The sequence below is a fragment of the Streptomyces sp. NPDC059010 genome (assembly GCF_042740355.1).
Taxonomy (GTDB): domain Bacteria; phylum Actinomycetota; class Actinomycetes; order Streptomycetales; family Streptomycetaceae; genus Streptomyces.
In genome coordinates this window covers 93435-111352 of the sequence record NZ_JBHYJA010000005.1, presented here as the reverse complement: position 1 = coordinate 111352, position 17918 = coordinate 93435, and the positions used below count along the sequence as shown (strand labels likewise).

General features: G+C 72.4%; 16 protein-coding genes. 8 read left to right on the top strand and 8 right to left on the bottom strand.

Features of this window, described 5'->3' with window-relative positions:
- Window positions 1-80: 80 nt before the first annotated feature.
- On the bottom strand, window positions 81-776 hold the full coding sequence (locus ACFWYS_RS06815) for a TetR/AcrR family transcriptional regulator (protein ID WP_384764382.1): 696 nt from the start codon (window positions 774-776) through the stop codon (window positions 81-83).
- 134 nt (window positions 777-910) lie between these two features.
- Between ACFWYS_RS06815 and ACFWYS_RS06810 the strand changes: the two genes are divergently transcribed.
- Window positions 911-1360, top strand: a complete 450-nt coding sequence (locus tag ACFWYS_RS06810; protein ID WP_384764379.1) for a nitroreductase family deazaflavin-dependent oxidoreductase — start codon at window positions 911-913, stop codon at window positions 1358-1360.
- Window positions 1361-1372: 12 nt separating this feature from the next.
- On the opposite strand, the gene ACFWYS_RS06805 is transcribed toward ACFWYS_RS06810, so the two are convergent.
- On the bottom strand, window positions 1373-2611 hold the full coding sequence (locus ACFWYS_RS06805) for a geranylgeranyl reductase family protein (RefSeq protein WP_384764376.1): 1239 nt from the start codon (window positions 2609-2611) through the stop codon (window positions 1373-1375).
- A 133-nt stretch (window positions 2612-2744) separates the two neighbouring features.
- Between ACFWYS_RS06805 and ACFWYS_RS06800 the strand changes: the two genes are divergently transcribed.
- Both ACFWYS_RS06800 and ACFWYS_RS06795 read left to right on the top strand, forming a co-directional pair.
- A complete protein-coding gene (locus ACFWYS_RS06800; protein ID WP_384764374.1) occupies window positions 2745-4100 on the top strand; it encodes a dipeptidase in 1356 nt (451 codons plus the stop codon).
- 233 nt (window positions 4101-4333) lie between these two features.
- On the top strand, window positions 4334-4975 hold the full coding sequence (locus ACFWYS_RS06795) for a hypothetical protein (RefSeq protein WP_384764371.1): 642 nt from the start codon (window positions 4334-4336) through the stop codon (window positions 4973-4975).
- Here ACFWYS_RS06795 and ACFWYS_RS06790 read toward each other — a convergent pair.
- The 3 genes from ACFWYS_RS06790 to ACFWYS_RS06780 form a co-directional block, all read right to left on the bottom strand.
- Entirely contained in the window at window positions 4945-5985 is a 1041-nt protein-coding gene (locus tag ACFWYS_RS06790; RefSeq protein ID WP_384764368.1) for an NUDIX domain-containing protein, read from the bottom strand. The genes ACFWYS_RS06795 and ACFWYS_RS06790 overlap by 31 nt on opposite strands.
- Before the next feature lie 147 nt (window positions 5986-6132).
- Window positions 6133-6453, bottom strand: coding sequence for a hypothetical protein (locus ACFWYS_RS06785; RefSeq protein ID WP_384764366.1), 321 nt, complete (start codon window positions 6451-6453; stop codon window positions 6133-6135).
- Window positions 6454-6505: 52 nt separating this feature from the next.
- Window positions 6506-7489 (bottom strand): TIGR01777 family oxidoreductase, encoded by a 984-nt coding sequence (locus tag ACFWYS_RS06780; protein WP_384764363.1) that lies wholly within the window; start codon window positions 7487-7489, stop codon window positions 6506-6508.
- Between the two features lie 202 nt (window positions 7490-7691).
- Between ACFWYS_RS06780 and ACFWYS_RS06775 the strand changes: the two genes are divergently transcribed.
- On the top strand, window positions 7692-9704 hold the full coding sequence (locus ACFWYS_RS06775) for an NPCBM/NEW2 domain-containing protein (protein ID WP_384764360.1): 2013 nt from the start codon (window positions 7692-7694) through the stop codon (window positions 9702-9704).
- 105 nt (window positions 9705-9809) lie between these two features.
- On the opposite strand, the gene ACFWYS_RS06770 is transcribed toward ACFWYS_RS06775, so the two are convergent.
- A complete protein-coding gene (locus ACFWYS_RS06770; protein WP_384764357.1) occupies window positions 9810-10757 on the bottom strand; it encodes an ROK family protein in 948 nt (315 codons plus the stop codon).
- A gap of 224 nt (window positions 10758-10981) precedes the next feature.
- On the opposite strand from ACFWYS_RS06770, the gene ACFWYS_RS06765 reads away from it, so the two are divergent.
- Both ACFWYS_RS06765 and ACFWYS_RS06760 read left to right on the top strand, forming a co-directional pair.
- Window positions 10982-12091, top strand: a complete 1110-nt coding sequence (locus tag ACFWYS_RS06765; RefSeq protein WP_384764355.1) for a LacI family DNA-binding transcriptional regulator — start codon at window positions 10982-10984, stop codon at window positions 12089-12091.
- A gap of 7 nt (window positions 12092-12098) precedes the next feature.
- Window positions 12099-12884 (top strand): hypothetical protein, encoded by a 786-nt coding sequence (locus ACFWYS_RS06760; protein ID WP_384764353.1) that lies wholly within the window; start codon window positions 12099-12101, stop codon window positions 12882-12884.
- A gap of 25 nt (window positions 12885-12909) precedes the next feature.
- On the opposite strand, the gene ACFWYS_RS06755 is transcribed toward ACFWYS_RS06760, so the two are convergent.
- Both ACFWYS_RS06755 and ACFWYS_RS06750 read right to left on the bottom strand, forming a co-directional pair.
- Window positions 12910-15072: a protein kinase gene (locus ACFWYS_RS06755; RefSeq protein ID WP_384764350.1), complete on the bottom strand. Its 2163-nt coding sequence runs from the start codon at window positions 15070-15072 to the stop codon at window positions 12910-12912.
- 106 nt (window positions 15073-15178) lie between these two features.
- Window positions 15179-16474 carry a DUF6986 family protein gene (locus ACFWYS_RS06750; RefSeq protein WP_384764348.1) on the bottom strand — a complete coding sequence of 432 codons (1296 nt, stop codon included), beginning with the start codon at window positions 16472-16474 and terminating at the stop codon, window positions 15179-15181.
- A 182-nt stretch (window positions 16475-16656) separates the two neighbouring features.
- Here ACFWYS_RS06750 and ACFWYS_RS06745 point away from each other — a divergent pair, with 182 nt between their 5' ends.
- Together ACFWYS_RS06745 and ACFWYS_RS06740 are read left to right on the top strand one after the other, a co-directional pair.
- The gene (locus ACFWYS_RS06745) at window positions 16657-16896 is read left to right on the top strand and encodes a hypothetical protein (RefSeq protein ID WP_384764346.1); all 240 of its coding nucleotides are present in this window, start codon (window positions 16657-16659) and stop codon (window positions 16894-16896) included.
- A gap of 66 nt (window positions 16897-16962) precedes the next feature.
- A complete protein-coding gene (locus ACFWYS_RS06740) occupies window positions 16963-17763 on the top strand; it encodes a BTAD domain-containing putative transcriptional regulator (protein ID WP_384764343.1) in 801 nt (266 codons plus the stop codon).
- Window positions 17764-17918 lie beyond the last annotated feature (155 nt).

Here is a 17918-nt window from a genome sequence, read left to right as displayed (position 1 = left end):
GACGCGATGGCTGTCGGGCCGCGTCACCCGCGCGTGGTGATCACGCGTACTCCCCGCGAAGTACACCCCCTCCCACCGGCTCACCCCAGGCCCACTCCCTGTGCGAGCCGCGTCACCGCCTGCCGGAAGAACGGCTCCCGGTCCTCCACGACCCGGTGGAACTGCCCGAACAGCTCGAACCCGACCAGCCCGAAGAGCTGGGCCCAGGCGGCGACGAGGGCCGCGACCGTCGCCGGGGGAAGGTCGGGCGCCAGGTCCGCCGCCATGCGCTCGGCCTCGGCGCGCAGTTCGGCGGGCAGGGGCGCCGGTTCGGTGAGGGCGGAGGCCTGGTGGGCGTCGCGGACGATGCCGATGAAGAGGAGGCCGACGCGGGAGGCGGACGGGACGGTGGTGTCGGGGGCGGTGTAGCCGGGCACGGGCGAGCCGTAGATCAGCGCGTACTCGTGCGGATGGCCAAGCGCCCAGTCGCGTACGGCCTGCGCCACCGCCGTCCAGCGCCGCAGGGGCCCGGCGTCCGCGGTCTTGCCGTGAGCGGCCTCCGCGCTCTCGCCGAGGGAGTCGTAGGCGTCGATGATGAGAGCGGTCAGCAGGTCGTCCCGGCTGGGGAAGTAGCGGTAGAGCGCGGAGGAGACCATGCCGAGTTCGCGGGCCACGGCGCGCAGCGAGAGCTTGGCGGCGCCCTCGGCGGCGAGCTGTCTGCGGGCCTCGTCCTTGATGGCCGCGGTGATTTCCATCCGGGCGCGGGCGCGGGCGCCCTGTGGGGTGCTGCTGCTCATACGAGGCAGTCTCCCATGATTCTCAGAGCAGTGCACACAATCGAGAGCACTGCTCTTGCTTTGGGTCGGCAAAGTCGTGCACACTGCTCTCAAGCGAGAGCACCGCTCTCTGAACTCACTCTCCGGGGGTCACCATGTCGTCGCCGTACTACCTCAAGGGCAGCGCGCTGAACGTCCGCCTCAACAGCGTCATCGGCTGGCTCGCCCGGCACGGGCTCAGTCTCGCGGGCACGGCGGAGATGTCCGTGCGTGGCCGCAAGAGCGGCAAGATGCAGCGCATCCCGGTCAACCCGCACACCTACGAGGGCACGCAGTACCTCGTGTCGGCCCGCGGTCACTCCCAGTGGGTGCGCAACATGCGCGCGGCCGGCGGCGGGGAGCTGCGCGTCGGACGCAGGGTCCGTGAGTTCGCCGCGGTGGAGCTTCCCGACGCGGAGAAGCTCCCGATCCTGCGGACCTATCTGGAGAAGTGGGGCTGGGAGGTCAACCAGTACTTCAACGGGGTCACCGCGAAGTCCACCGACGAGGAGCTCGCCGCGGCGGCCCAGGACCACCCGGTCTTCCGGATCACCGTCAAGCAGTGACCCGGATGATCGTCAGGACGTGGCCTCGTCCGCCACGGGCTCCGCACGGCGGTCCAGCGCGGTCAGGGCGCGCTGGGCCATGGGGTGGACGCGGACGATCTCTGCGAGCGACGTCGAACCGCGGGTGATGTCCATGAACGCCTTCCAGGCCGGCCGGAACCCGGTCAGCGCCGCGTGGAAGAGACCCGGACGGCGTTCGAACACCGTCAGCAGCCGCTTGCCGACGCTCATCTCGACGCCGAGGCCCGCCTTGACCGCGAAGGCGTAGTTCAGCGCCTGGCGCCGGGTGTCCACCGCGTCGTGCGCCTCGGCGATCCTGACCGCCCACTCCCCCGCGAGCCGCCCCGACCGCAGCGCGAACGAGATCCCCTCGCGTGTCCAGGGCTCCAGCAGACCCGCCGCGTCACCGCACACCAGCACGCGCCCGCGTGACAGCGGGGAGTCGTCGGCGCGGCAGCGCGTCAAGTGCCCGGAGGAGATGCTCGGTTCGAACCCGGCGAGCCCGAGTCGCCCGATGAACTCCTCCAAGTACCGCTTGGTGGCGGCGCCTTCACCGCGCGCGGAGATCACCCCGACCGTCAGCGTGTCGCCCTTGGGGAACACCCAGCCGTAACTGCCGGGAATCGGCCCCCAGTCGATGAGGACCCGCCCCTTCCAGTCCTCGGCGACCGTCTCCGGCACCGGGATCTCCGCCTCCAGGCCGAGGTCCACCTGGGCGAGCTTCACCCCGACATGGGCCCCTATCCGGCTGGCGCTGCCGTCCGCGCCGATCACGGCCCGCGCGAGCAGCGTCTCGCCGCCCTGCAGGACGACCGCGACGCTGCGCCGGTCGGGCACCGCCGAGCCGTGCTGCTCGACGCGCTGCACGGTGACGCCCGTCCGCAGTTCGGCGCCCGCCTTCTGCGCGTGCTCGACGAGCTGCTGGTCGAACTCGGGCCGGTTGATCAGCCCGAAGAGCATCTGCTTGGAGCGGCGGGTCCGGCTGAAGCGGCCGTTGTTGGAGAAGGTGACCGCGTGCACCCGCTCCCGGAAGGGCAGCTCGAAGCCGGGCGGGAGCGAGTCGCGCGAGGGGCCGATGATGCCGCCGCCGCAGGTCTTGTAGCGCGGCAGCTCCGCCTTCTCCAGCACCAGCACGCGCCGCCCCGCGACCGACGCCGCATACGCGGCCGAGGCCCCCGCGGGCCCCGCGCCCACCACGACGACGTCCCACACCTGACGCACGTCGTCCGCCGAAGAGTTCTCGCTGCTCACGATGGTCTACTGCTCCCGATCAAGCCGCCGTCTGCTGCTGTCCCCCGCATCCTACGGCGGGCATCGTCGCAGGCCGCTGTGGGAGGATCACAGCACTCACACGTACAACGTCGCACCCACAAGGAGCGTGCCCATGTCGTCGAATCCGGTCGCCGAGACCGTCGCCTCGCTGATGCCCAGGGCGCGGGCGGAGCTCACCGAGCTGGTGGCCTTCAAGTCGGTGGCGGACTTCGACCAGTTCCCCAGGAGCGAGAGCGAGGGCGCCGCCCGCTGGGTCGCCGACGCACTCGGCGCGGAGGGCTTCCAGGACGTCGCGCTGCTCGACACCCCCGACGGCACGCAGTCGGTGTACGGCTATCTGCCCGGCCCCGAGGGCGCCAGGACGGTCCTGCTGTACGCCCACTACGACGTGCAGCCCCCGCTGGACGAGACCGCCTGGACCACCCCGCCGTTCGAGCTGACCGAGCGCGACGGCCGCTGGTACGGGCGCGGTGCCGCCGACTGCAAGGGCGGCGTGATCATGCACCTGCTGGCGCTGCGCGCGCTCAAGGCGAACGGCGGCGTGCCGGTGCACGTCAAGGTGATCGCCGAGGGCTCCGAGGAGATGGGCACCGGCGGTCTGGAGCGGTACGCCGAGGAGCACCCGGAGCTGCTGGCGGCCGACACCATCGTGATCGGCGACGCGGGCAACTTCCGCGTCGGCCTGCCGACGGTCACCTCGACCCTGCGCGGTATGACCCTGGTGCGCGTGCAGATCGACACCCTCGAAGGCAACCTGCACTCCGGCCAGTTCGGCGGGGCCGCACCCGACGCGCTGGGCGCCCTCATCCGCGTACTCGACTCGCTGCGCGCCGAGGACGGTTCGACCACGGTGGACGGGCTGACCGGCCAGGCGTCGTGGGAAGGGCTGCAGTACGAGGACGGGCAGTTCCGCCAGGACGCCAAGGTCCTCGACGGCGTCGAGCTGATCGGCTCCGGCACGGTCGCGGACCGTATCTGGGCGCGGCCCGCCGTCACGGTCCTCGGCATCGACTGCCCGCCGGTCGTCGGCGCCACCCCGTCCGTGCAGGCGAGCGCGCGTGCCCTGATCAGCCTGCGGGTGCCGCCGGGCGTGGACGCGGCCGAGGCCACCAAGCTGCTCCAGGCGCACGTCGAGGCGCACACGCCGTGGGGCGCCCGGGTGCGCACCGAGCAGATAGGGCAGGGCCAGGCGTTCCGCGCCGACACCGGCAGCCCGGCGTACCAGGCGATGGCCGACGCGATGGCGGTGGCCTACCCGGGCCAGGAGATGCAGTACGCCGGCCAGGGCGGCTCGATCCCGCTGTGCAACACCCTCGCCGCCCTCTACCCGCAGGCGGAGATCCTCCTCATCGGCCTGAGCGAGCCGGAGGCCCAGATCCACGCCGTCAACGAGAGCGTCTCCCCGCAGGAGCTGGAGCGTCTCTCGGTCACCGAGGCACTGTTCCTGCGCAACTACGCGGCGAGTTGAGGACGCGGGCGCCGAGGATAGGTGCATGCCCCGCACCGCGCGCCTCAGCGCCCACACGGACATCGCCAGGTCCCTCGCGCGGCTCGTGGCGGACGGGACACGGGCCGGAACCGGCATCGGCGGGCGGACCAAGGTGATCGAGGTGAACGGCGCCCGGGTGTACGTGAAGCAAGGACGGCGCACCGACACCGAACTCCTCTCCGAGAACGTCCGCTCGATGGCCGATGTCCTGGGTGTGCCCGCCTTCTGCCACTACGGCATCGGCAGCCCGGTTCGCGGACTGCCCGCTGCTGCACCCCTGGCGCGTCCTGCCCCAGCCCCCGCAGCCCCTACCCGACGAACTGGCCGACGTGGAGCGGGCCGTCGCCTACGGGGGCGGCGGCCCGCAGGTGCGCGAGCGCATCGAGGGGCTCCGTACGGCCTCCTCATGCCTGGCGCTGTTCCTGGAGTACATCCCGCACACGCTGCACGACTGGCTCGGCATCCGGCTGGCGACGGGCGACGCGGAGCCCGCGTGCACGCTGGTGGAGCAGGGCCTCGAAGCCACCACCGCCTTCCTGCACGCCCACCAGCTCCTGCACTTCGACACCCACTTCCACAACGTCCTCACCGACGGCCGGCAGCTCTACCTCGCCGACTACGGCCTCGCGCTCTCCTCCCGTTTCCCGCTGACCCGGCAGGAGCACGACTTCTTCGCCCGGCCCGGCGGCGGCATCCCGGAGGCCGCCGCCGGGGTCATCACCCGACGTGCACGAGGAGCCGTCGTGATGGACGAGTTCCGGCACCGGCTGGAGCACGAGAGCAGGCTCGCCCCCTACCCGCACGAAGCCCTGCGGGACGCGCTTCAGGACGTCGGAATGCCTGCCTCCAGGTAGAGCGCCGCCCCGCGTTCCCGTGCCCGCAGCGCCCAGCGCAGCCGCTCGTAGCGCACCGGCGGCAGCAGGTCGGCGGCCTCCTCCTCCGTGACGAAACGCCAGTCACGCAGCTCGGGGCCGGGCAGCAGCAGATGCTCGGCCTCCGTGGAGTCCAGGCGCCCGCCGTCGAAGAGGAGGCGCAGACCGCCGTAGCCGGGAGGCGAGGGCCGCTCCCAGTCGACGACCAGGAGACGCGGTACGTCTTCCAGCCTGATCCCCGTCTCCTCGGCGACCTCGCGCATGCCCGCGCGCGCGGGCGCCTCGCCGCGTTCGACGACCCCGCCGGGGAACTCCCAGCCGGGCTTGTAGGTGGGGTCGACGAGCAGCACCCGGCCCTGCTCGTCGAAGAGCAGCACCCCGGAGGCGACGGTCTCGGCGGTGGGCTCGGGCGTCTGCACGATGTCGCAGACGGGGACCGTACCGTCACCGACCGCCTGGGCGATCCGGACGGCGGTCTCGTACGGTGTCAGGCCGCCGTTGTCGACGGGGTGGGCGTCGGCGGTGAGCCAGGAGGCGAGCGCGGCACGGTACGGCTCGATGTGGTCGTACGACCACTGCCGGATCCGTACCTCACCGTCGGGCAGGTCGGGCGGGACGTCCCGTCCGGCTATTCGCTCCCGCAGGATCGTTTCCGCCGGGGCGAGGAGGATGTGCTGGACGGAAATGCGGCGGGCGGCGAGGCCGCCGAAGATCTCGTCGCGGTACTCCTGGCGCAGCAGCGTCATGGGGACCACCAGGGTCCCGCCGAGCTCGGCGGACAGCGCGGCCGCCGTGTCGATCACGAGACGCCGCCAGATCGGCAGGTCCTGGAAGTCGCCGACCTCGGTGAGGCGCTTGGGCGGGAGCAGGTGGGTGAGTGCTCCGCCGATGACCTCGGGGTCGAAGAGCGTGCTGTTCGGGATCAGCTCGATCAGTTCCCGTGCGGTGGTGGTCTTCCCCGCACCGAACGCGCCGTTGATCCAAACGATCACGTTTCCCCCTCTTCTGTTGGCCCCCTGTGGCTTGCCCGCTCCACCCTGCCACGGAAACCAGCTCTCGTAGAGGGCGCATGACTACGGCGCCGGAGCCCTCGCGGGTGCGAGGGTGCCGGCGCCGTGTGATCGGGCCGATTGTGCTCGTCAGCGCTTCTTGCCGTGGGGGGCGTTGTTCACAGCCTTGTCCGTTTCACGGTTGATGGCCGAGCCGACGGTGTCCAGGGCCCGGTCCACGCTGATCCCGGCGACCTTGGTCTGACCGCCCGTGTTGAGGCCGCCGAGCTTGCTCCGGCCACCCATGTCCAGGCCCGCGACCTTGGTCTGACCACCGACATCGGGCATCCCGGCAGCGGGGGCGCCGGTGCCGGAGGTACCCGAGAGCTCGGCCGAGTGGGACGGGGTGATCGCCGCGACGACGCATCCGGTGGCCAGGGAGGCGATGGCGAGCATGCTGCGCTTCTTCATGGCCGGTTCAACGGCGAAACCGGACCGGGGGTCACGCCCCACCTCGGGACAATCAGGACAGCGCGGGAACCCCGGACCCGGGCCGCCGGGCGACCCGGCGCAGCCGCACGCGCTGGACGAGATCGTCGGCCGCCTCCGGCCAGCGGGAGTGCTCGAAGGCGAACCCCGCGTCGAGCAGCCGGCCGGGGACGACGCGCCGGCTCTTGAGCAGGAGCTCGGTGTCCGAGCGCAGCGCGAACGCGCCGAGCTCCGCCATCCACCTGGTCGCGGGCAGGCCCACCGGGACACCCCACGCGGAGCGCAGCGCCCGCATGAACGCACGCTGCGGCAGTGGTTCGGGGGCGGCGAGGTTCACCGGTCCGGTGAGATCGTCCCGGTCGACCAGGAAGTCGACGGCACGGACGAAGTCGCGGTCGTGGATCCAGGAGACGTACTGTCCGCCGCCCGCGACGGGGCCGCCGAGGCCCAGGCGCGCCAGCCCCAGCAGGACGTCGAACACGCCGCCCCGGTCGGGGCTCATCACCATGGCGGAGCGCAGGGCGACCTTCCGGGTGTGCGGGGTGTCGGCCTCCTCCTGCGCCCGCTCCCAGGCCCGGGCGATCTCGACGCTGTACGCCCAGTAGTCCGGCACGCCGGGCTCGCCGCCGCCGATGACACCCGTCGCCTCGTCGTTGGGCGCGTCGAAGCGGTGGGCGTAGACGGTGGCGGTGCTCATCTGCAGCCAGACCCGGGGCGGCCGGGCGGCCCGCGCGATCGCCTCGCCGACGACCTGGGTGGAGTGGACCCGCGAATCCATCATGGCCTGCAGATTGGGCGCGGTGTAGCGGCAGCTGACACTGCGGCCGGCCAGGTTGATCACGATGTCGCTGCCGTCGATCACCGTGGCCCAGTGACCCAATGTCTCGCCGTCCCAGCGGACCTGCCGGTCATGGGTGGGCCGTCTGGTCAGGACCACGACGTCGTGGCCCGCGGCGGTCAGCGCGCGGTTCAGGACGGTGCCCACCTGCCCGGTTCCCCCGGGGATCACTATCTTCATCGACTCCCCCATCTCGTGTGGCACAAGCCTAACGCAGAAGTTGAACACGTTCAAAACATTGGCGTGTCGGCCACTCCGAGAACCTCAGGAATCCACACCCCGCCGCGCGACTTCCAACACGCTCCGACAGCTTCTAACGTGAACCCCGCCATGACGCGTGCATGCCGTCATCCCACCTTTGCTGGTTCGGAGGAACGTAACGATGCGTCACCTTCCCACCCGCACAACCCGCACAAGACTCGTCGGAGCACTGGCCGCAGGTCTGCTGTGCGCGGCGGGGCTCGCCGTCCCCACGGCCGCCGCGGCCCCCGTCGCGCCCGCTCTGGACGACGGGCTCGCCCTCACCCCGCCCATGGGCTTCAACAACTGGAACTCCACGCACTGCCGAGCCGAGTTCAACGAGTCCATGGTCAAGGGGATCGCGGACCTCTTCGTCGAGAAGGGCCTCAAAGACGCCGGATACGAGTACGTCAACCTGGACGACTGCTGGGCCCTGCCCACCAGGGACGCGAACGGCAAGCTGGTGCCCGACCCGGTCCGCTTCCCGGGCGGGATCAAGGCGGTCGCGGACTACGTCCACGCCAAGGGCCTCAAGCTCGGCATCTACACCAGCGCGGGCACGAAGACCTGCAACACCGCCGGTTTCCCCGGCGCCCTCGGCCATGAGTACAGCGACGCCCGGCAGTTCGCGGACTGGGGCGTGGACTACCTCAAGTACGACAACTGCAACAACCAGGGCGTGGACGCCAAGCAGCGCTACACGACCATGCGCGACGCGCTCAGGGCCACCGGCCGCCCGATCGTCTACAGCATCTGCGAGTGGGGCGAGAACAAGCCCTGGGAATGGGCCGCCGACGTCGGCCATCTGTGGCGCACCACCGGTGACATCAGCGACAACTGGGGCTCGATGCTGGCGATCCTGAAGCGGAACCTGCCGCTCGCACCGCACGCCGGACCCGGGCACTGGAACGACCCCGACATGCTGGAGGTCGGCAACGGCGGTATGACGGACACCGAGTACCGCTCGCACTTCTCGATGTGGTCGATCATGGCCGCGCCGCTGCTCATCGGCTCCGACCTGCGGTCGGCCTCCCCGGCCACCTTCGACATCCTCGGCAACCGCGAGGTCATCGCGGTCGACCAGGACCCGCTGGGCAAGCAGGGCACGGTGATCTCCTCGCAGGGCGGGCGCTGGGTCGTCGCCAAGGAGATGCGGGACGGCAGCCGCGCGGTGGCCCTGTTCAACGAGTCCGGCACCGCCCAGCGCATCTCCACCAGCGCCGCGGCGGTCGGCCTGCCCGCCGCGGACGCGTACACGCTGCGCGACCTGTGGCAGCACCGCAGCCACAACACCGCGGGCACGATCTCCGCGACCGTCCCGGCGCACGGCACGGTCCTCCTGCGCGCCTGGGCCGACCCCAAGTGGGCCCAGTACCCGCCCGCCGTCGAACTCGGCCTGGACGGCGGCCCGTTCGTCGAGGCGGGCCGGACGGCGACACTGACGTCGACGGTCACCGACCTCGGGCGTACGCCGGCCCAGCGCGTGTCCGTCGCGCTGACCGGCCCCGAGGGGTGGACCGTCCGGGCGACGTCACCGACCAGCTCGCCCGCACTGCCGACGGGCCGCTCCCTGCGTACGGCATGGGCGGTCACCGCGCCGGAGGGGACGCCCACGGGGTCGTACGGCCTCACCCTCAAGGCGAGCTACCGCTCTCCGACCGGTGTCCGTGTGGACAACACGCTGCCGCTGACCGCGAACGTGGTGGCACCGCCGCCCTCGGGGACGTCCGGGCTGGGTGACCTGCCCTGGCTGTCGGCCACCAATGGCTGGGGGCCGGTCGAGCGCAACACCAGCAATGGGGAGAGCGGCGCGGGTGACGGCCATCCGATCACCATCGGCGGCGTGGTGTACGGCACGGGGCTCGGCGTGCATGCCGAGAGTGCCGTCGAGTACTACGCCGGCGGCGCCTGCGAGACGGTCACCGCGCAGGTCGGGGTCGACGACGAGGAGGGCGCGGACGGCACCGTCGCCTTCGAGATCTGGGCGGACGGCGGCAAGGCCGCCTCGACCGGCGTCCTCACCAACGCGATGCCGGCCCAGCCGGTCACGGCCGACGTGAGCGGTGCCCAGGTGGTGCGGCTCGTCGTCACGGACGGCGGGGACGGCATCACGTCGGACCACGGGGACTGGGCGCAGGCGCGGCTCAGCTGTTGAGCCGGCCCGGGTCCGGCGGTTCGCTCCGGAGCAGATGAGCGGGCCTCGGCTGCCGAGCCGGTGACGGGGGCTCGGCAGCTGGGGGAACGTTCCTGCCGGGGGCCGTCAGACCGTGGCCGTATGCGCCCCCTTGGCGAGCGCCGCCGCCGCGGCCCCCACCAGCCCCGCGTCCGTGCCCATCTGGGCCGGTGTGATCACCAGTCGCTGGACGAAGGACAGCGTGGCGTAGTCGGTCAGCGCTTTGCGCAGCGGCGTGAAGAGGACGTCGCCCGCCTTGCCGACGCCCCCGCCGATCACGGCGATGTCGATCTCCACGAGGGTCGCGGTGGCCGCGATCCCGGCCGCCAGGGCCTGCGCCGCCCGCTCGAAGGAGGCCACGGCGACCGGGTCGCCCGTACGCGCGGCGGCGGCCACCGCGGCGGCGGACGTGTCGCCGTCCGGGCCCGGCCGCCAGCCGTTCTCCAGGGCCCGCCGGGCGATGTTGGGGCCGCTGGCGATGCGCTCCACGCAGCCACGTGAACCGCAGGGGCACTCGTCGCCGTCCAGGTCGACACTGATGTGGCCGATGTGGCCGGCGTTGCCGGTGGGGCCCGGGTGCAGCCGGCCGTTGAGCACCAGGCCGCCGCCGACGCCCGTGGAGACGACCATGCACAGGGCGTTGTCATGACCCCGGGCCGCGCCCTGCCAGTGCTCGGCCGCGGTGATGGCCACCCCGTCGCCGATCAGCTCCACGGGCAGCCCGCCGGCCGCCTCGCGGACCCGCCGGACCAGCGGATACTCACGCCAGCCGGGCACGTTCACCGGGCTCACCGTGCCCGCCGAGGCGTCCACCGGGCCCGCGCTGCCGATGCCGAGGGCCGCGGCCCGCTCCCACAGCGGCGACGCGGTGAGCTCGCCGACGACCTCCTCGACGGCCCGCATCACCGTCTCGCCGTCCTCCCGGGCCGGCGTCGCGCGCTGAGCCCGGGCCACGATCGTGCCGTGACCGTCCACCAGCGCTCCGGCGATCTTGGTACCGCCGATGTCGAGCGCAGCCACGAGGTCGGTGTGCATCTGTGTCAGTTCTCCCGGTCAACCATTCGGAACTCCCCGCGGGCCACGGGAATTGGACGAGCCGGTCTCGCGGTGGGGGCGCAGGCCGGAGATTGCGGTGGACAGTGTCTCCCGGATCTGACAACGTTGTCCAGGCTCTATGCTCGACGCCACATCCTCATACAAACCCATGGGCCGACGCACCCCCCATGGACCGACGCATCCGCGCGGAGCGACGTACCCCCATGAACCGACACATCCGCGTGGACGACGACAGGACAGGACACCGCATCGTGCCCGAGGCCATCCGCCGATCCGACCGCCCCGCCGACCGTCTCTCCGGAGCCCGCTACGGCAATCGTCCGACCATGAAGGACGTCGCGGCGCGTGCCGGAGTCGGTCTGAAGACCGTCTCGCGCGTGGTCAACGGGGAGCCGGGGGTCACCCCGGAGACGGAGCGCCGTGTCCAGGAGGCCATCGACGCGCTGGGCTTTCGCCGCAACGACAGCGCGCGGGTGCTGCGCAAGGGCCGTACGGCGAGCATCGGTCTGGTCCTGGAGGATCTGGCGGACCCTTTCTACGGCCCGCTGAGCCGGGCGGTGGAGGAGGTCGCCCGGGCACACGGCGCCCTGCTCATCAACGGCTCCAGCGCCGAGGACCCGGACCGCGAGCAGGAGCTTGCGCTCGCGCTGTGCGCGCGGCGGGTGGACGGGCTGGTGATCATTCCGGCCGGTGACGACCACCGGTACATGGAGCCCGAGCTCAAGGCGGGCGTCGCCACCGTCTTCGTCGACCGCCCGGCCGGGCAGATCGACGCCGACTGCGTCCTGTCCGACAACTACGGCGGCGCCCGGGGCGGCGTCGCCCATCTCATCGCCCACGGCCACCGCCGGATCGGTTTCATCGGTGACATGCCCCGCATCCACACGGCCGCAGAGCGGCTGCGCGGCTACCGGGCCGCGATGGAGGACGCGGGCATACCGGTGGAGGACTCCTGGATGTCCCTGGGTGTCACCGACCCGCAGCGGGTGCGCCGGGCGGCCGAGGAGATGCTCTCCGGGCCCTCCCCCGTCACCGCGGTCTTCGCGGGCAACAACCGGGTGACGGTCACCGTGATCCGGGTCCTCGCCGAACAGACCCGCCGGGTCGCCCTCGTCGGCTTCGACGACATCGAACTCGCCGACCTGCTGCAGCCCGGCGTCACGGTCGTCGCGCAGGACGCGGCGGCGATCGGCCGTACCGCCGCCGAGCGGCTGTTCCGCCAGCTGGACGGCACCCTCGTCACCCCCGAACGCATCGAGCTGCCGACGCGGCTCATCACCCGCGGCTCCGGCGAGCTGCCGCCGGCGGACTGAACCGGCCATGAACGACCGCACGAGCGGGTCGTGGCTGCCTGAAGGCGGCCGCACTCTGGAGGCGCTCGGCCTGGCCGAGGCGCCGCGCGATCATCCGCTGCTCTACCCGGGCGCCTGGCCGTCGGACTCCGCGCTCCTCGTCGGGAACCGGCTACTCCCCCTGGACCGCCTGGTGCACGACAGCCGCGTGCCCGTCCTCGCGGTCGGCTCCAACGCCTGCCCCGGCCAACTCCGCCACAAGATGAACGAGTTCGGCATCGTCTCACCCCTCCCCATGGTGAAGGTCCGGGTGACCGGCATCGAGGTGGGTGTCTCCGCGCATGTGAGCCGCATGGGGTACGTGTCCGCGTCGCCGTTCCACGCGCCGGGCCAGGTACGGGAGTTGTTCGTCACCTGGCTCGACGCCGAGCAGCTCGCGGTGGTCGACGCGAGCGAGGGCGTGCCCGCGCCGCACGGCAACTACGGCCGCGCCTGGCTTGAGGCGTCCGAGGTGCGGGCCGACCTGGCGGACGGCACCGCGCTCCCGGGCGTCTTCGCCTACGTCAACCGCCATGGCGTCCTGCACGACGGCACCGGCGCGCCGCGCACCCACCCCGGCCAGCGTGCGCTGCTCACCGAACTCCTGGTGGGCTCCGCCCGGTTGAGGGAGCTCTTCGGCGTCACTCCCGAGGAGTTCTCGGCGCGGGCGCGGGCCGACGCCGGGCTGTGCGAGCGGGGCACCCTGCTGTTCGCGGAGGAGAAGCTGGTGACGGCCTCCGGACTGGAGGGCCACCTCCGGCCCGGGCGGCGCTGAGAGCCCTTGTGCGCAGGCGCTGGGCTCAGCAGACCGGGAGTCCGGGCACCGGCTCGTCGTTGTTGCCGCCCTTGAGGTAGACGTCGCTGATGAAGACGCCGGTGTTGCCGTTGTCGTCGTCCGTCTTGGCCCACCAGACATTGGTCCACTCGCCGTAGGTCTCGCGGCGGCCCAGGTTCTGCTGGCAGTAGAAGTAGTTGGTGCCCGCGTTGAGGGTGCCGACCTCGGTGCCGGAGGCGGTGTAGGACTTGGCGGTCCGCCAGACCTGGCAGTTGTACTTGCCGCCGCCGATGTCAGTGCAGGCCGGGGCCGGTGTGCTGCCGCCCCCGCCGGTGGTTCCCCCGCCGCCCGTGGTGCCGCCACCGCCGGTGCTGCCTCCACCGCCCGTCGTTCCGCCGTCGCCGCCCGTGGTGCCGCCGTCGGTGCCGCCCCCGCCGGAGCCGGAGCCCGAGGTCTTGGTCGGGGAGGAGGCGGTGGGCCCTCCGGTCGGCTCGCTTCCCGCCGATCGGCTCGGGGACTTCGTGGCGCCGGGCGACTTCTTGTCGTCCTTGTCGGTCAGTCCGGCCTCGCCCGAGTCGTCGGCGCCGGGGCTGCCGCTCCCCTCCTCGGACGCGCCCGGGGAGGTGGCGGAGACGTTGGTCTGCGCCTTGTCCTTGGTGCCGCCCGTGTTGTTCACCAGGGCGACCGTGACCCCGGCCGCCGCGAGGACGACGACGACAGCCACGGCGGCGAGCAGCACGCGACCCTTGCGCCTGGTGGGCGGGGCCGAGGAGGAGGTGACCATCGGGCCGGTGGGGGCCTGGGCCGGCGACTGCGGGGTGGGGCCGCCGAAGCCGGACTGCGGGTGACCGGAGTACGGCTGGGCGGACTGCGGCCCGCCGAACTGCGGGTGGCCGGGCTGCGGTTGGCCGGGCTGCCCCGGTGCGCTGCCGAACGGCGACGCGGGCGGCTGACCGGGGACGCCGTGTCCCGGTACGCCCGGGCCGGACTGCCCGGCCGCGCCGAAGCCCTGTACCGGCGGTGTGCCCTGGCCGGGAGTCGCGGGGCCCTGCGCGCCCTGTCCCGCGGCCGCGAAGCGAGGCGCCCCGGGGAGGTCGGAGGCGGGTACGCCCTGTACGGGAGTGTCGTTGCCCTGCGCTCCCGGCGCGCCCTGCGGCCGGCCGCCGTACGCCTGTCCCGCGGGTGCCGCCGGGCCGGGCTGCGCCTGTCCGTCGGGGCTCGTGGCCGCTGTCGGTCCGACGGCGGGCGGTACCGACGGGACGCTGCGCTCCGTCTCGCCGGGGCCGGCGCCCTCCGGTCCGCGCAGGGCCGCCGTCGGGGCGTCCGTGCCGTCCGAGTCCGCCACCGCCTGGAGGAGTTCGCGTGCCTCGCCGGCCTCGGGGCGGGACTCGGGCCGCTTGTCCATCAGTCGCTGGAGGACGGGGCCGAGGGGGCCGGCGTGCGCGGGCTCGGGGAGGGGCTCGCTGACGATCGCGGTGAGCGTGGAGAACGTCGACGTACGACGGAAGGGCGCGGAGCCCTCCACCGCCGCGTACAGCGTGGCGCCCAGCGCCCAGACGTCCGAGGAGGGGCCCGGATCGGAGCCCTGGGCGCGCTCGGGGGCCAAGTAGTCCAGGGAGCCGACGAGATGGCCGGTGCGGGTCAGATTGGTGGCCGAGCCGTCGCCCGGGTCCTCCATCGTCGCGATGCCGAAGTCGGTGAGCAGGACGCGGCCGGAGGTCTCCAGCAGGATGTTGCCGGGCTTGACGTCACGGTGCAGGACGCCCGCGCGGTGGGCGGCGGCCAGCGCGTCCATGACCTTGGCGCCGATCGCGGCCGCCTCACGCGGGTCGAGGGTGCCGCGCTCGCGCAGTACGGCTTCCAGGGAGGGGCCGTCGACCAGCTCCATCACGATCAGCGGGCGTCCGTCGACCTCGGCCACGTCGTGCACCGCCACGACGCCGGGATGCCGCACCCGGGCCGCCGCACGGGCCTCGCGCTGCATCCGCAGCCGCAGATCCGCCAGTTCGGGGCCGTCGGCGTCGCTGTAGGTGCGCAGTTCCTTGACGGCGACCTCACGGCCGAGGACCTCGTCGACAGCCCGCCAGACCACGCCCATGCCGCCACGCCCGAGCTGTGCGAGGACGCGGTAGCGCCCGGCCAGCAGGCGTCCGGCCTCGTCGGTCTGTCCGTTCTCCCCCGATGACACCGCTGCCCCGTTCCTGTGACATGCCAATGCGTCCGTACAGAGTAAGGGGCAGCGGTGACAGCGCCAGCCTGCGGTGACGCCTGTGAGGGCCCGTGAAGAGCCCCGTCTACTGGGCGGAGACCGTCAGATCGCCACGCCGGGGCGCCGCGAATCCCTCCAGATCGGCGCGGGTCAGGCCGGTGAGCCGGGCGACCTCGGCGATGTCGAGGGCGCCGCAGTCCAGGCCACGCAGCAGATAGCCGCTGAGCGCCTTGGCGGTGGCGGGCTCGTCCATGACGTCGCCGCCGGCCCGGTTGGCGTAGCGGGCGAGGCGGGCCGCAGCCTGCTCAAAACCTTCACGGTAGAAGGCGAAGACGGCGGCGTACCGGGTCGGGATGTGGCCGGGGTGCATGTCCCAGCCCTGGTAGTAGGCGCGAGCGAGGGCCCGGCGGGTGAGGCCGTAGTGCAGTCGCCAGGCGTCGTGGACCTTCGCGGTCGGGCCGACCGGCAGGACGTTCGTCGAGCCGTCCGAGACGCGTACGCCGGTGCCGGCCGCCGCGACCTGCATGATCGCCTTGGCGTGGTCGGCGGCCGGGTGGTCGCTGGCCTGGTAGGCGGCGGAGACGCCGAGGCAGGCGCTGTAGTCGAAGGTGCCGTAGTGCAGGCCCGTGGCGCGGCCCTCGGCGGCCTGGATCATGCGGGCGACGGTGGCGGTGCCGTCGGTGGCGAGGATGGACTGGCTGGTCTCGATCTGGATCTCGAAGCCGATCCGGCCGGGCTCAAGCCCACGTGTCTTCTCGAACGCCTCCAGCAGCCGCACCATGGCGGTGACCTGCTCGGGGTAGGTCACCTTGGGCAGCGTGAGCACCAGCCCGTCGGGCAGGCCACCGGCCTCCATCAGGCCGCTGAGGAAGATGTCGAGGGTGCGGATGCCCCGGTCGCGGACGGGCGCCTCCATGCACTTCATCCGGATGCCCATGTACGGGGCCGCAGTGCCGTTCTCGTACGCCTCCGCGATCAGCCGCGCCGCGCGGGCGGCGTCCTGGTCCTCGTCCCGGCCGTGGTAGCCGTCCTCGAAGTCGACGCGCAGGTCCTCGATGGGCTCGCGCTCCAGCTTGGCGCGCACACGCGCGTGGACGGGCTCGGCGAGTTCGTCGGACAGGCCGAGGACGGCGGCGAAGGACGCGGCGTCCGGGGCGTGCTCGTCGAGGAGCGCGAGGGCCTGGTCGCCCCAGGAGCGGAGGGTGTCGGCGGCGAAGACGTCACCGGGGACGTACACGGTGTGGACGGGCTGACGGGTGCCGGGGTCGCCGGGGTAGCGGCGCTCCAGCTCGGCGTCGACCGGGGCGAGGGAGGCGCTGATCTCCTCGCTGACGGCGCCCGCGAGGCTTGTCGCCACCTTCTCCTGCTGGCCCTGACCCATTCCTACACCCTCCTGTTTTCCGTCATACGGAATCAACAATCCGTATAATGAAGTTATGCGTGGACCGTGTCCATGGTCAATACCTTCCTCGGCAGCGGCACGCCACGCCAGCCCCACCCCGGGGTGCGCGCGGCGCGGCCGCTCACCACGCTGCCGTGACGCCCCTCTGGCACGGTGAGCGAATGACTTCCGCCGAACGCCGTACAGGCATATGTCTCGTACGCGTCGAACTGCAGTCCGACCACACACTGCTCACCCTGCGCCTCGTACCCGACATCGAGCGGTCCGCGACGGTCGAGACATTCGTCACCTCGGACATCGGGTCCGCCGTGCGGACCGTCCGCGCGTTCCTCCAGGATTTCGAGGCTGACCGGCAGAAAACGGACGAAACGCATCCGCCGCTGGGACCGGCATCCTCGTGACAGCGTGGTGACGCGAGCGTCTCTACGCTCGCGGCGTGGCGCACCAAGCGGGGGAGGAGGAGTGCCATGGTCGCCGAATTCGCGCAGTCACTCGTCGACGGCGAGGCCCCTGAGGACGTCCCCGTCCTGCACCTCTTCAACGGCCCGTACGTCACGGTCGGCACGCGACGGCTCAATGTTCCCGAGGGCAGCCAGCGGCTGCTGGTCTTCGTGTCCCTGCGCTCGGGGCGGGTGTGCCGCCGCCAGGCCGCCGGGACGCTCTGGCCGATCGGAGACGAGGGGCGCGCCGCCGGCAACCTCCGCTCCTCGCTCTGGCGGCTCAACCGGCTCGGCGAACCGCTCCTGATCGCCGACGGTACCGGGCTCAGGGCCCGCGAGGACCTCCTCATCGACATGCACACGGTCAACGCCTGGGCATCGCGGCTCATCGCCGGCCGGGCCACCCGCGCGGACCTGAGCATCGCGCCCCGGAACCTGGACGCCCTGGAACTGCTGCCCGGCTGGTACGACGACTGGGCGCTGATCGAACGGGAACGGCTGCGCCAGCGCCTGTTGCACGCTCTGGAGGCGCAGAGCCGTCAGCTGGTGCTGGCCGGGCTGTTCGCCGAGGCCATCGAGGCCGCCATGATCGCGGTGAGTGCCGAGCCGCTGCGCGAGAGTGCCCAGCGCTCGCTGATCGAGGCCCACCTCGCCGAGGGCAACCTCGTGGAGGCACGGCGGGTCTTCGACGCCTACGCCGTGCTCGTCGCCCGCGAACTGCACGCCCGCCCCACACCCGAACTCCAGACCCTGGTCCGCCCTCCCGCGCCCACGCATCCGCCGCGCCACACCGGCACCGTCGCGCTACGGGCGCTTCCCGTCACCTAGGACAGGCCCGGAACGGGGCCGCCGGTGTCGTCGGCCCCGGCGACCTGACCGGCTTGTGCACGACCGCCGGGGGGGGGGGGGGGCGCCGGGTAGGCGCCGCAGCTCGAGGGGTGGGGCTATTAGACCCAGGACACACCCCACCACCCCCCCCGAGA

Excerpts from the sequence above, each read along its gene's own strand:
- ACFWYS_RS06815 (WP_384764382.1), bottom strand. The coding sequence starts at position 776 with ATGAGCAGCAGCACCCCACAGGGCGCCCGCGCCCGCGCCCGGATGGAA.
- ACFWYS_RS06810 (WP_384764379.1), top strand. The coding sequence starts at position 911 with ATGTCGTCGCCGTACTACCTCAAGGGCAGCGCGCTGAACGTCCGCCTC.
- ACFWYS_RS06800 (WP_384764374.1), top strand. The coding sequence starts at position 2,745 with ATGTCGTCGAATCCGGTCGCCGAGACCGTCGCCTCGCTGATGCCCAGG.
- ACFWYS_RS06785 (WP_384764366.1), bottom strand. The coding sequence starts at position 6,453 with ATGAAGAAGCGCAGCATGCTCGCCATCGCCTCCCTGGCCACCGGATGC.
- ACFWYS_RS06780 (WP_384764363.1), bottom strand. The coding sequence starts at position 7,489 with ATGAAGATAGTGATCCCCGGGGGAACCGGGCAGGTGGGCACCGTCCTG.
- ACFWYS_RS06775 (WP_384764360.1), top strand. The coding sequence starts at position 7,692 with ATGCGTCACCTTCCCACCCGCACAACCCGCACAAGACTCGTCGGAGCA.
- ACFWYS_RS06770 (WP_384764357.1), bottom strand. The coding sequence starts at position 10,757 with ATGCACACCGACCTCGTGGCTGCGCTCGACATCGGCGGTACCAAGATC.
- ACFWYS_RS06765 (WP_384764355.1), top strand. The coding sequence starts at position 10,982 with ATGAACCGACACATCCGCGTGGACGACGACAGGACAGGACACCGCATC.
- ACFWYS_RS06760 (WP_384764353.1), top strand. The coding sequence starts at position 12,099 with ATGAACGACCGCACGAGCGGGTCGTGGCTGCCTGAAGGCGGCCGCACT.
- ACFWYS_RS06750 (WP_384764348.1), bottom strand. The coding sequence starts at position 16,474 with ATGGGTCAGGGCCAGCAGGAGAAGGTGGCGACAAGCCTCGCGGGCGCC.
- ACFWYS_RS06745 (WP_384764346.1), top strand. The coding sequence starts at position 16,657 with ATGACTTCCGCCGAACGCCGTACAGGCATATGTCTCGTACGCGTCGAA.
- ACFWYS_RS06740 (WP_384764343.1), top strand. The coding sequence starts at position 16,963 with ATGGTCGCCGAATTCGCGCAGTCACTCGTCGACGGCGAGGCCCCTGAG.